Origin of the sequence: Gemmata algarum, assembly GCF_034097035.1 — a bacterium.
GTDB classification, from domain to species: Bacteria; Planctomycetota; Planctomycetia; order Gemmatales; family Gemmataceae; genus Gemmata; species Gemmata algarum.
The window spans coordinates 1-11,853 of record NZ_JAXBLV010000026.1; the positions used below are offsets into that span (position 1 = coordinate 1).

At 66.5% G+C, this 11,853-nt stretch carries 12 protein-coding genes; 7 read left to right on the top strand and 5 right to left on the bottom strand.

The genetic code is table 11. The annotated features are described in order from the left end of the window. Positions 1–195: 195 nt before the first annotated feature. From R5W23_RS04520 to R5W23_RS04530, 3 genes are all read left to right on the top strand, one after another. The gene (locus R5W23_RS04520; RefSeq protein ID WP_320685300.1) at positions 196–387 is read left to right on the top strand and encodes a hypothetical protein; all 192 of its coding nucleotides are present in this window, start codon (positions 196–198) and stop codon (positions 385–387) included. Between the two features lie 43 nt (positions 388–430). Beyond that, positions 431–664 carry a hypothetical protein gene (locus R5W23_RS04525; protein WP_320685301.1) on the top strand — a complete coding sequence of 78 codons (234 nt, stop codon included), beginning with the start codon at positions 431–433 and terminating at the stop codon, positions 662–664. A 501-nt stretch (positions 665–1,165) separates the two neighbouring features. Next, positions 1,166–1,315, top strand: a complete 150-nt coding sequence (locus tag R5W23_RS04530; RefSeq protein WP_320685302.1) for a hypothetical protein — start codon at positions 1,166–1,168, stop codon at positions 1,313–1,315. A gap of 868 nt (positions 1,316–2,183) precedes the next feature. On the opposite strand, the gene R5W23_RS04535 is transcribed toward R5W23_RS04530, so the two are convergent. From R5W23_RS04535 to R5W23_RS04550, 4 genes are all read right to left on the bottom strand, one after another. Continuing rightward, positions 2,184–2,942: a hypothetical protein gene (locus R5W23_RS04535; RefSeq protein ID WP_320685303.1), complete on the bottom strand. Its 759-nt coding sequence runs from the start codon at positions 2,940–2,942 to the stop codon at positions 2,184–2,186. 240 nt (positions 2,943–3,182) lie between these two features. Next, positions 3,183–3,488, bottom strand: a complete 306-nt coding sequence (locus R5W23_RS04540; protein WP_261190645.1) for a hypothetical protein — start codon at positions 3,486–3,488, stop codon at positions 3,183–3,185. A 60-nt stretch (positions 3,489–3,548) separates the two neighbouring features. Further along, on the bottom strand, positions 3,549–3,932 hold the full coding sequence (locus tag R5W23_RS04545) for a DUF1801 domain-containing protein (protein ID WP_320685304.1): 384 nt from the start codon (positions 3,930–3,932) through the stop codon (positions 3,549–3,551). Between the two features lie 9 nt (positions 3,933–3,941). Then, complete coding sequence (locus R5W23_RS04550) at positions 3,942–4,334, bottom strand: VOC family protein (RefSeq protein WP_320685305.1); 393 nt, start codon at positions 4,332–4,334, stop codon at positions 3,942–3,944. A gap of 75 nt (positions 4,335–4,409) precedes the next feature. Between R5W23_RS04550 and R5W23_RS04555 the strand changes: the two genes are divergently transcribed. From R5W23_RS04555 to R5W23_RS04570, 4 genes are all read left to right on the top strand, one after another. Then, positions 4,410–5,114, top strand: a complete 705-nt coding sequence (locus R5W23_RS04555; protein WP_320685306.1) for a DUF434 domain-containing protein — start codon at positions 4,410–4,412, stop codon at positions 5,112–5,114. A 750-nt stretch (positions 5,115–5,864) separates the two neighbouring features. Next, on the top strand, positions 5,865–6,350 hold the full coding sequence (locus R5W23_RS04560; RefSeq protein ID WP_261190649.1) for a chemotaxis protein CheW: 486 nt from the start codon (positions 5,865–5,867) through the stop codon (positions 6,348–6,350). A 79-nt stretch (positions 6,351–6,429) separates the two neighbouring features. Then, positions 6,430–8,445, top strand: coding sequence for a methyl-accepting chemotaxis protein (locus R5W23_RS04565; protein WP_320685307.1), 2,016 nt, complete (start codon positions 6,430–6,432; stop codon positions 8,443–8,445). 275 nt (positions 8,446–8,720) lie between these two features. Continuing rightward, positions 8,721–10,742: a methyl-accepting chemotaxis protein gene (locus R5W23_RS04570; protein ID WP_320685308.1), complete on the top strand. Its 2,022-nt coding sequence runs from the start codon at positions 8,721–8,723 to the stop codon at positions 10,740–10,742. Between the two features lie 136 nt (positions 10,743–10,878). Here R5W23_RS04570 and R5W23_RS04575 read toward each other — a convergent pair whose 3' ends face one another. Continuing rightward, positions 10,879–11,778: a prepilin-type N-terminal cleavage/methylation domain-containing protein gene (locus R5W23_RS04575; protein ID WP_320685309.1), complete on the bottom strand. Its 900-nt coding sequence runs from the start codon at positions 11,776–11,778 to the stop codon at positions 10,879–10,881. Positions 11,779–11,853: the final 75 nt, after the last annotated feature.

An 11,853-nucleotide genomic window follows, 5' to 3' on the forward strand; every position in this document is an offset into this window, starting at 1 on the left:
TGCCTTAACCGTCCGCCGCACCGGCGAACGTAACCGACACGCGGCCTCCACCGAGCCAGTTTAGCGACCCGTCCGAGCCAGTGTTCGTGATGCCGCCCGGTCACGAGCGCAAGCGCCATTTCGCCCGAGCCGGGTGGCACGCGGGTTGCAAATCAACAGCGGACGCCCAGTAGTTCCCCCTTCCGGGCTGCTCCGATGACCGCAACACCGACCGACCGCAAGGTAAGCGTGATGAGCGCGTGGGCCGAAACGCTGGCGCGCAGCGCGCACTCCACACTGGATCGGATGGATTCGGCGCTGAACCGCACTGAGGAAAAGATCGCACAGGTACGCGAGAAGATCGTCCGGCGCGACCGCGAATTCCAGCGGTTGCTCCGGACCCCCTAACAACCGCGGCCCCGGCCGCGATCTAGTACCCGAGGACACTGACATGGCACGCAAGAATCACGACGAGTGGGGCGAGTGCAAGGACTGCAAGTGGTTCGAGGTCGGCACCGACGCGAGCGTCGGGAACACGACCCTGGGGCGCTGCATCGAGGAGGGCCTTCAGCGGTTCGCCCTGCGGGTCTCCGGCAACAGCGGGTGCAACTGCTTTGTGGCCGGAGAGGTGGCTCACGCGAGGGGCTCCGGTTCGGCCCCGCCGGGGGCGAAGTCGACCCGCTAAGCGATCGCGCCCCGGTCTAGCACCGGGGCTCTTTTGTTACTGGTGGCTTCGGCCTGTTGCCCAAGAGCGGAAGCGGCCGTAGAGCCACTCGATCGCTGAGGCGCTTGCTCACTTGTTGCCGCACCCGGCGGTAAGAGCGGTTGGCGATGAACCCTTCCGCGGCCAACATTCCGAACACTGCGATCAGCAGCCACGGGCACAGGCCCGCCTCTGCGCGATCGGGACATTCGCTTGAACGCTGGTTTAACGATAGACGCCATCGACTCGTTCGAGCGTTCTGACGCGTGCCGCTAGTGCTCGATCGCACCGCGGCGGACTGCCCGGAATTGGTGCCGGCGGTCGTTTGCGGCGCCATTCCACGGTTAAACGAGCCGCACGTCGGGGTAGGGGACTTTGAACCGGAATACGTCGCCCTGATAGCGCTGTTGAAGCGGTACGCGCTGCTGGCGAAGGGCGGTTCCCGATCGGGTGAACGGCCTGAACAAGCCACCGGCGAGAGGGATGCAACCGGAACTCATCGAGTTGCTCGGCGCGACCGGCCTGGGTGCGAAGGCCGCGCTCCCGAAGTTGCGCGAGTTGCGTGACGGCGCGGAGTTCGAAATCGCCATCGCCGCACCGGAGGACATTCAGAAGATCGAACCCAAGCAATGAGCACCGAACGTGCTCAACTCCACCGCTAGCCCTGCTACGAAGTGGGTTTTTTCTGTTTCTCCTTCTTTTCCCACATTCCCCAAAGGGGGAATTCCAATTGCCTCGCGAATGGCGGTCAAACAACCAGCGGGTGGCGAGGCATCAGCGTATCTCGTCTTCTCCCACTCCACTTCCATCACCGCGCGCCCATCGGGATTGCCTTCCCGAATCCCGGATACTGACGCGGTGCCATCAGTTTAATGGGGGCTCTGCTCCGCTGGCATCAGGCGAGTTGCGCATTTGGGCCGCCGGCAACAACTCCCACGGCTCGCCGTCGGCTGCGTTCGCCGACGGTCGCCGAAGCACGCTTACGCGAGTCGTTTCGCAGGCGAGCGGCGGCTGTAACGAAGGTTACAGTGCGGTACTGGCGGTGTCCGAATGGGTCGCGGACTGGACATTCGCTGCCGGCGGACTGGTCGAGAGCTGGCGGTTCGCTGGGGTGCTGCTACCACCGAATCACGCCCGCACAACCCGCACGCGGCGTCGGAATGAACGGAAGGTGGCTCCGAATGAAACGGCATAAGGCGTTTAAAAAATGCTACTTGCGGCGGAATCGATTCGCGGAGATGGTTTCACGCCGCGAACGGAAACCGGCACGGCTTGCTCTGTCGGGCGCGGTCCGGACTTCCGGAAGTGCTACATGGACACAGTGTCCTGTGCAACCGCGCTCAGCGATTCGGGCACGCGACGACTTCGATCAGGTTCAGTGGGCCGGACTGCAACGCCGGCGCGTCCGGATGGGTACTCCGCACATTGAGACCGGCAGGAGCATCCGCCCGGCGGGGCCGCCGGCTCGTGATTGGCGCTCAAACCGGGGCCGCACGAGTGGTTACTTCTTCGGTGTCGGGCGAAGCTTGGCCAGGTCGAACGGCTCACCAACGAGTTCTTTCCAGGTCTTCTTCTGGGACTCGTTGAGGGCCGTTTCGACCTTCACCCACGCCTCCTTGCGGACCTTGTCGAGTTTCGCGTTGACGGCGGCCACTTTCTCGGGGTCCAACCCCACGCCGGCGGGTGTGAGCCCTCCGAGGGCCGCTTCCTCGCGGATCTTTCGGCTGTCCTTGCTGACCCCGTCGGCAAGGCCGTTAACGGCTTTCTTCTGTTCGTCGCTCAGTTTGAGAGCCGCGCCGACCTCCTTCATGGCGGCCTTTTGGGCGTCGGTGTACGCCGGCCCCTTGGGGGCCACATCCGGGTCGTTGAAGATCACGAAGTTCATCGCCTGGAGAGCGATCTGCTTGAGCCGCTTCCGCTGGTCGGCCGTCAGCGCGTTATCGAGCGCCGTTTTGACCTCCGCGGCCAGTTCCGCCTGCTTCTCGCGCATGACATTGAACTGGACCAGGTCGAAGCCGGCTTTTGCGTCCGGGCCGAACGCGTCGGTGAACTCTTTATTGAATTTGGCTTGTTTCTCGGTGACGGGTCTGAGTTTACCCTTTTGCTCGCCGGTGAGTTTGATCTCGGCCTGGAGCGCGGCGTTGGTCAGCAACAGGGTGTTCACCTCGTCGCCCCAGGCAATCATGATTTGCTGGGCCGAAGCCTCGGTGGCGACACCGGCGAAGAGCGCCGTCGCCAGAACGCATGGAATCCACCGCATGGCAGCATCCTGTGGGGGCCGGGAGTACGGTTCCCACATTTACCGGAAAGTGAGTGAAGGGCGGATGAGTAAGCGAACGTTTTCTGCGTCAGGTGATGACGCAAACGGGCTGGCTCGCGCTCGGTCAGTACGAATGAGGTACGAACTGGCGGTCGCGATTGGCTCGGACGACCGCCCCGCGCGGAGGATCGGAATGTGCGCCACAAAGGCAAAAACGGGTGCCCGTCACCGGGGCGCGCGTCAGGACGGGAGCGCGCCGCCGACCGCGTCCATCAGGTCGTCGAGCCCGACGGCCGCGTCCGGCCCGCCGAGCGTCAGCCACACTTCGTTGCGCCGGATCTCGACCTCCAGCGCCCCCGCAATGCTCTGCGGCCCCTTCGGTTGCTCCGTGAGCACGGTCATCAGGTCTTCGGCCGGGACGGTGACGCTGCCGAGTACGGTTTCGAGTTTGCGGTCTCGGATCGTCAGCTTCAGGCCGCCCTCGTCCGCCCCGATGTCGACCAGCCGCTCGAGCCCGGTGGTCTGGGAAACTCCGTCGATGGTCATGTCTGCTCCTGGGGAAACGGATTATGCTACCGGCTCAGAGGCGACCGGTACACCCCAGGTTCAAACGTGCGCGACCCACCGGCGGATCAGCGCCGCGAACGCCTCCCGTTTCGCCGCCACGTCGGCCGCGTCCGCGAACGTCACCGACGCCCGGTCTTTGCCGAGCCACGTGAGCAGTCCGCCCGGGTCGTCGACGGTGATGCCGTCCCCGGCCCGCACCTTCGCGCCACGGTGGAGGATCATTTGCACCCCCGCCTTCGCCCGCAGGTGGAACGTCGCGAACCACTCCGTCGTGCGGAAGCTGGGCGCGTTCCACTTGACGCCCTCGGTGACGCCGGGCGCGCCGAGGAGAATTTCGCGGATCACGAGGATCGCGGGCTTCTGCGGGTGCTCCAGGGTTGCGAGAACGCTCTCCACGTCGTCGGCCGGTTTTTGTTTCGCCACGGTGTACCCTCACGCCAGGTTGAGTTGCCACGACACCCCGAAGCGGTCGCTGACCCAGGTGAATTTCTTGCTGAACCCGTAGCCGCCCGGCGGCATCAGTACCGCACCGCCCGCGGACAGGGTGGCGAACGCCGCGTCCAGTTCGGCCTCGTCGGCGCACTCGACGAACAGGGAGGCGGACGGGGTGAAAGTAAACGCGTGCGGCATCGGGCTGTCGATGCAGGCGAGCCGGTGCCCGGCGATCGTGAACTCGGCCCGCTTGATCGTACCTTCCGGGCCGTGTGCGCCCGTCCTGTACTTCTCGACCGCGGTCACCGAGCCGTTGAAGAGCGAAACGTACAAGTTCATCGCTTCTTCGGCCTTGCCCTCGAACATAAGTTGCGTGACGACACTGCGCGGCATCACTGGACCCTCCGGTGGGAAAAGCAGAGAGTAGATCGGGGAAGGCGCCGCGTGTCGAGGTCAGCAGGAGAACGTATGCCCGATACCCGCAAACACCGCGGCCCCGGCCCACAGGACCCCGAGTGGTTCGGCCCCGGCTCCCGCCCCGCGCTCGCCTCCGCCGTGTCGGACCTGTCGTGGCTGCTGTCGCGCGGGTACGCCGCGCCGTCGTCGCTGAAGCTGGTCGGGGACCGGTACGAGCTGGTGGAGCGCCAGCGCACCGCGGTGCTCCGCTCGGCTTGCTCGGACGGTTCGCTCGCCGGGCGGCGCGCGCGCCAGATCGGGGTCGCTGCGCTCCGGGGCCGCCCGCTGCGGATCGACGGCTTCAACCTGATCCTCACGCTGGAGTCCGCGCTGGGCGGGGGCGTCATCATCGGCGGGCGGGACGGCTCGTTCCGCGACCTCGCCAGCGTCCACGGTACGTACCGGAAGGTCGAGGAGACCCAGCCGGCGCTCGATCTGGCCGCGCGGCTCCTCGCGGCGTGGGGCGCGGGACCGTGTACGTGGCTGCTGGACGCGCCGGTGTCGAACAGCGGCCGGCTCGCGGAAATGGTGCGCGCCACGCGCCCCGACTGGGCGGCCGAGGTGGTGCCGAACCCGGACGCGGTGCTGGTGCAGCCCGGCGACCTCGTGGCCACCGCCGACTCCGTGATCCTCGACAACTGTGGCGAGTGGGTCGGACTGGCGCGGGCGGTGGTGGAAGCCGGCGTACCGGGCGCGTTCGTCATCGATCTGGGGTAAAAGACCAGAGGCCAGCAGCCGGGGGAAGCTGCTGGCCCGTGTGAAGGGTCAGGGGGACAGGTTGGGGGAAGGAGCGGCCTTGGGGGAAGGCCTTGTTCCGTGAGACCGGGGGAAGGTCTCGATGCTGAGTAGTAAAGCAGGGATCGTGCCAGTCGCGACGACTTGCGGGTACATTGCCGTAACTGATTCTGTCAGTTGATTTTAATTCTTTGATACCCGCTGGAGCTGATTTGTGACTGTGCAGATTTTACCGATTGAGCGGTAAATTCGGTTCGGAGCGATAGCATCCACAGCAGTTTTTTCACCTTACCGGCCGATGGCGCTCTGCGGAGGTTGCAACAGGGTCGCCTCGACGACACCGGATCGTCGGTCAAATTGTCGCGCAACTCGGCTCTGGGAACGTCCCGCGCTGCGGCGGGCGGCGGGTCGACCAAACACCTTGCCACCCGTTCCGCCGCAACGCACCCGGCTCAACGTTCATGAGGAAATACGGTCGGCGCGGAGTACGAAAAAATGATGTGTTTTCACGCCTCGCTTTAACCAGCTCATTGCTTGTCTTCAAAATATTCATGCAGTGGAATTGAATTAACATATGGCATCACATTACTTTCGCGGTAGACGATTCTGTTCTATCTCATTTCTACGAGGGCAAATTTTGATCTGTGCCGCCGATGCTGGTGGCAGCGGAATCGGCCGCGCGCCGACCGTTCCGCTTATTCCGGGCGCTGACTTTTAACCTCGCAGTGAAGAATGGATACGAACGAGGCTGGCGGCCCGCTGCTGCTCCCCGCCGGGAGCGGCCAGTTCCTGACGTTCCGGCTGCGGGACGAGGAGTACGGGGTGGACCTGCTCCGGGTCCAAGAGATCCGGGGCTACTCGAAGGTGACCACGATCCCCAACACCCCGCCCGAGGTGCGCGGGATCCTGAACCTGCGCGGCGCGGTGATCCCGATCGTGGACCTGCGGGCCCGGTTCGGGCTGGCGCTGACCGAGTGCACCCCGTTCACCGTGATCATCGTGGTGAACGTGGCCGACCGGTCCGTAGGGCTGCTGGTGGACGCGGTCAGTGACGTGCTCAACGTGGGGGCCGAGGAGATCGTCCCGCCCCCGGACCTGGGCACCCACGCGGACACCTCGGTGCTCACCGGGATCGCCCGGGACGGGCAGCGGCTCGTGTCCCTCATCAACATCGACCGGCTCGTCGGCGTCCCCAGCCACGAGCTCGAGATGATATAGCGCATATGTAATTCTATTCTGGCACGCGCTGGAGATTTATGTATCGCCATACCGACTTAACTGACCGGAGACACGACTCGTGATCGATTCCACGCTCGGGGCCTTGTCGAAGCTGCGCCTGGGGCCGCGCCTGGTGGGCGGGTTCCTCATCATCGCCGGGGCGTGCGCGTTCCTCGCGTACCAGTCGATGGACGCGCTCGGCAGGGTCCGCGAGTGCCAGGTCAACGCCAACACCAACTTGGTCCCCTCGGCCCTGGCCCTGGGCAAAATGGGCATCAATATCCTGGCGGTCCAGCGGGCCGAGCGGAGCGCCATCCTGTTCGGCAAGGGCGGCAACGACACGGAACTCCGTTCGGTCCGCGAATCTTGTGAACAGCGGCGGCGGGAGGCCGACGACGGGGCCAAGGCGTATGCGGCCCTCCCGATGACAGACAAGGAAGCGGTCCTGTGGAAGGCGTTCGAGGCCAAGTTCGCGGAGTGGAAACGGCTCAGCGACGAGATCTTGACGCAGATCGACCGGCGCGAGTTCAGCAAGGCCGAGGAGGTGTTCGGCCGCGAGACACCGGCGATGCGGGAGTGCAACGCCGCGCTGACGGCCGTGATGGACGGGCAGCAGGTGCTCAGCAAGGAGGAGAACGCCAAGGCCAACGAGGTGTTCGACCACGGCCGGCGGACCATGTGGGCGGTGAGCATCGGGGCGGTGCTGGCCGCGATCGGGTTGGGGCTGCTGCTGACCGCGTCAGTGGTCCGTCCACTGACCCAGACCATCGCGGTGCTGGAGGGCGTAACGAAGGGGGACCTGAGCCGCAAGGTGGAGGTGAAGTCGGAGGACGAGTTGGGGCAGTTGGGGGCCGCGCTGAACGTGGCCATCGACGGGCTGGCCGCGGCCAAGGAGGCCGAGCGCGCAGCAGCGGTGCGGGACAAGGAGCGGGCGGAGCGGGAGGCCGCCGTCGAGCGCGAGCGGGCGGAGCGGGAAGCCGCGGTGGAGCGCGAGCGGCAGGAGCGGGAGGCGGCGGCGGCGGCCGAGGTGCGACGCAAGGCGAGCACCATCCAGGAGACCATCCGGGCGCTGGCGGCGGGTGACTTCACCGCCACCGTTCCGGACCTGGGGTCCGACGACATGGGGCAGATGGGCCGGTCCCTGAACGAAGCGGTGCTGAGCGTGCGGACCGCGCTGGAGGGGGTGCGCGAGGTGGCCGAACAGTTGGCCGACGCGAGCGGCCAACTGTCCAGCGCCAGCGAGGAGATCTCGTCCGGCGCCCAGGAGCAGGCCAGCAGCCTGGAGGAGACGGCCAGCTCGTTGCAGGAGATCACCGCCACGGTCAAGCAGAGTGCCGACAACGCCCAGCAGGCCCGTCAGTTGGCGAGCGGTTCCAAGGAGGTAGCCGAGCGGGGCGGTCAGGTGGTGAGCGGCGCGGTCGAGGCGATGAGCGAGATCAACGGGTCCAGCAAGAAGATCGCGGACATCATCACCACCATCGACGAGATCGCGTTCCAGACGAACCTCTTGGCGCTGAACGCGGCGGTGGAGGCGGCGCGGGCGGGTGAGCAGGGGCGCGGGTTCGCGGTGGTGGCGACCGAGGTGCGGAACCTGGCCCAGCGGAGTGCGACGGCGGCGAAGGAGATCAAGAGCCTGATCCAGGACAGCGTGAAGAAAGTGGACGCGGGTACTGAACTGGTGAACAAGTCGGGGGACACGCTGGCCGAGATCGTCACCAGTGTGAAGCGGGTGACGGACATCGTGACCGAGATGGCGTCCGCCAGCCGGGAGCAATCGAGCGGCATCGAGCAGGTGAACAAGGCGGTCTCCCAGATGGACAGCGTGACCCAGCGGAACGCCTCCCAGACCGAGGAGATGAGCGCCACCGCCCAATCCCTTACCGACCAGGCCGCACAACTCCGCGACTTGGTCAGTCGTTTCAAGCTGGGCGGGGCCGCGCACGCGCCGGCGGCGCGACCGGCGAAGCGGTCGGCGGGGCTGAAGCCGCGGCCGGCGGTGGCCAAGGCGCTCAAACGCAGCACCAACGGCAGCAGCGGGAGCGGAGGCGGACACGAGCTGGACGCAATGGGCGGCGACGGGTTCAGCGACTTCTGATACACGTGCCCGGTGCCTCAGCCGCGCGGTTTGGGCGGCGCGCGGGACGGAGGGCAACGACGTTGTGCCGCTAAATCGGCTGCCGGCGCTCGCGTGCCGCGGCCTCGTCATACGTCCCACGATTCCTGTCGGGCGCGGCGTGACAAATCCGCACAGCAGATTCCCGATAAGCGTGTCAGGGAGAATCCCGGCAAGTGCCGCGCCCGCCGTCTGCTCCGGGTGGCCCGTCCGGGCCGCGCCCGTTGGCCGAGAGGGGGGCATAGGAACGGTGACGCATGAAATGGTTCCTCGACCGGTCGGTGGCCACCCGCCTGCTGCTCAGCTTCGCCGCGGTGTGCGTGGTGGTGGTGGCAAGCGGGGCGCTCGGCTCCGACGGCCTCTCCCAGTCGCGCGAGCGCATGCGTATCCTGTACGCCGACTACACCACGGCCGGGACCGATTTGGCCAAGTCATCGGTCAATCTGGCCCGCTACCGGAACGGGGTGGTGCGGGCCGCGGCGGCCCAGGATCGGCACGCCGCCGAGCGGCTCGTTGAAGAGCAGCGCCCGCACCGCAAGCAGATCACAGACGGGCTGAGCGCGTACGCCGCGACCGTGCTGCGCACCTCGCGGAGCGGCCGGGACGAGCGCGCGGACCTGGACAAGGTGCGGGCCGCGATGGACGCCTACTTCGCCGCCGCGGACCGCACGGTGGGGGCGATCCGCGACTACTGGGCGGCCGGCGACAAGGACCGCGCGCGCCGGGCCGAGGCGGTCGCGGCGGCGGTGGCCGACGGGGACCAGAAGTTCGACGCCGCGACCGCCAGCATGGACGAGCTTGTGAAGACCGTGGCCGAGGTGGCCAAGGACATTAACGAGGACGGCAACGCGGCCGTGGGCCAAGTCCAGTCAGAACTCCGCGCCTGCACCCTGGTTGCTGCGGCCCTGAGCATCGCGGTCGGGCTGCTGGTGGCGCGCTCGATCGTCCGGCCTCTGGAGAGCTGCGTCACGGTGCTCGAGGCCGCCAGCGCCGGGGACCTGTCGCGGCACGCCCAAGTGGACACCCGGGACGAGGTGGGGCGGCTGGCCGCCGCGCTCAACACGACCATCGACGCGCTGCGTGCCGCCAAGGAGGCGGACCGGGCCCGCGCCGCGGCCGAGGCCGAGCGGCTCACGCGTGAGGCCGCGGCCGAACGGGAGCGATCGGAGCGCGAGCAGGCCGCCGCGGCCGAGCAGTTGGGCCGCGAGCAGGCCGCCGCGGCCGAACTCCAGCGCAAGGTGGAAGCGGTGATGGCAGTGGCCCGGGCGCTGGCGGCAGGGGATTTTACCGTCGCCATCCCGGACCTGGGGAGCGACGACGTGGGCCGGCTGGCCCGCTCATTGAACGAGGCCGTGGCCAGCGTCCGCGCGGCCCTCGGTGGTGTGCAAGAGGTGTCCGAGCAGTTGGCCGACGCGTCCGGGCAACTGTCCAGCGCCAGCGACGAGATTTCGGCCGGAGCGCAGGAACAGGCCAGTAGCCTGGAGGAAACGGCGTCCTCTCTCGAGGAGATCACGGCCACCGTGCGGCGGAACGCGGACAACGCGCAGCAGGCCCGGCAGCTCGTGGACAGCTCGAAGGAGGTGGCCGAGAAGGGCGGCCAAGTGGTGGGCAGCGCGGTCGAGGCGATGAGCGCGATCAACGGCTCCAGCAAGAAGATCGCGGAGATCATCACGACGATCGATGAGATCGCGTTCCAGACCAACCTGCTGGCCCTCAACGCGGCGGTGGAGGCGGCGCGGGCCGGCGAGCAGGGGCGCGGGTTCGCCGTGGTGGCGTCCGAGGTCCGCAACCTGGCCCAGCGCTCGGCCACGGCGGCCAAGGAGATCAAGGGACTGATCCAGGACTCGGTAAGGAAGGTCGATGCGGGCACCGAGCTGGTGAACAAGTCCGGCGACACCCTGGCCGAGATCGTCACCAGCGTCAAGCGGGTGACCGGCATCGTGACCGAGATCGCCGCCGCCAGCAAGGAACAGTCCATCGGCATCGAGCAGGTGAACAAGGCCGTCAGCCAGATGGATGCTGCCATCCAGCGGAACGCGGGGCAAACCGAGGAACTCAGCGCCACCGCCCAGACCCTCACCGACCAGGCCGCACAGCTCCGCGACCTCGTCGGCCGGTTCAAGCTGAGCGTGGCCGGGCACGCCCCGGCGGTGCGGCCGCCAAGGCAGGTGCCGACGAAGCCGCGGCCGACGGTATCCAAGGCCCTAAAGCGGCACAGCAGCAACGGGAACGGGCACGAATTGGACGCTTTGGGCGGCGACGGGTTCAGCGACTTCTGAGGTCAGCCCGGAGGGGAGCGACCCTCGCGCCTGACTAGACCAGAGATAGTGAAAGCGGCCCCGGGAATGTTCCTGGGACCGCTTTCATTTGTCGCTCGGTTTCACGCCGAAGTCACCGGCGAGCGGGATCGTGAGGTCACCACGCGTCACCCAGTACTTCGCCTCCGGCGGGTGACACCGCGCCCCAGAAGTTTGCCGCATCAACGCTTACGCGAATGACATGTACGCCCCCGTCGGCCCGAGCCACCAGCAGGCCGCTTGTAAGTAGCGCTTGCGGAACGCGGTAATCGCAATCCAACAACTGCGGCAACACCTGGAACGTTTTGGCGGTCAGCCCCCCGCTCTTAGAAACCCCGGGCGGCACGGCGTCCCCCATGTCGTCATCGGCGAACGTGCTCGCATGCGAGATCAGGTCCGGCCGCGTCCAGCACGGAACGCGCTGAGAGCCGCTGGGCGGCACGGGCGCATAGCAAGTCGGATTCGCCATTTGCCAGGAGAACGGCGTCCGGCCGCAGCGAGCGTAGTGGGTGGTCAAAGCGATCGTCTGCGATGTACCGTCGGGTATGGACGCGGTCAATGTTGACCCACGACTAAAAACGAGTTGATTAAAAGCGTAACTCGAGTCCCCCTCAGGTTCCGTATCGCCGCCAATTCCGTTGAAGGGCGTACTCGGCACGCCGTGAGAATTCGAGAAGCTTGGGTCGAGTTCGCTGCGCACCTGAGAGGGCCGCCACGGCTTCCCGTCGAGTGTCGTGGGCGGTTCGCCGAAACTTCCCATCTCGAGGTAAGGGAAGAGCGACTGGAACACCGACTCACCCACCGACGGAGCTACCCCGAGGGCATTGGGGAGCCGCCCATCGTGGGCGTCGGCGAAGGCGTGGCAGGCTAGCGCGAACTGGCGGAGCTTGTTACTCTCACGCGTCCGAATCGCCGCCTGTCGCACTTTCTGTACGGCAGGCAGCAGGAGGCCAATTAATATCGCGATGACCAAAACAACTATGATCAACTCGATCAGCGTGAATCCGTTACGCTTCACCTTGTAGCCTCCAATACGTTACTGTATTACGGAACAACTATGCCGGCGGGAGCTACCACGACAGCTTGCGCAATC

Excerpts from the sequence above, each read along its gene's own strand:
- R5W23_RS04520 (WP_320685300.1), top strand. The coding sequence starts at position 196 with ATGACCGCAACACCGACCGACCGCAAGGTAAGCGTGATGAGCGCGTGG.
- R5W23_RS04525 (WP_320685301.1), top strand. The coding sequence starts at position 431 with ATGGCACGCAAGAATCACGACGAGTGGGGCGAGTGCAAGGACTGCAAG.
- R5W23_RS04530 (WP_320685302.1), top strand. The coding sequence starts at position 1,166 with ATGCAACCGGAACTCATCGAGTTGCTCGGCGCGACCGGCCTGGGTGCG.
- R5W23_RS04535 (WP_320685303.1), bottom strand. The coding sequence starts at position 2,942 with ATGCGGTGGATTCCATGCGTTCTGGCGACGGCGCTCTTCGCCGGTGTC.
- R5W23_RS04540 (WP_261190645.1), bottom strand. The coding sequence starts at position 3,488 with ATGACCATCGACGGAGTTTCCCAGACCACCGGGCTCGAGCGGCTGGTC.
- R5W23_RS04550 (WP_320685305.1), bottom strand. The coding sequence starts at position 4,334 with ATGCCGCGCAGTGTCGTCACGCAACTTATGTTCGAGGGCAAGGCCGAA.
- R5W23_RS04555 (WP_320685306.1), top strand. The coding sequence starts at position 4,410 with ATGCCCGATACCCGCAAACACCGCGGCCCCGGCCCACAGGACCCCGAG.
- R5W23_RS04560 (WP_261190649.1), top strand. The coding sequence starts at position 5,865 with ATGGATACGAACGAGGCTGGCGGCCCGCTGCTGCTCCCCGCCGGGAGC.
- R5W23_RS04570 (WP_320685308.1), top strand. The coding sequence starts at position 8,721 with ATGAAATGGTTCCTCGACCGGTCGGTGGCCACCCGCCTGCTGCTCAGC.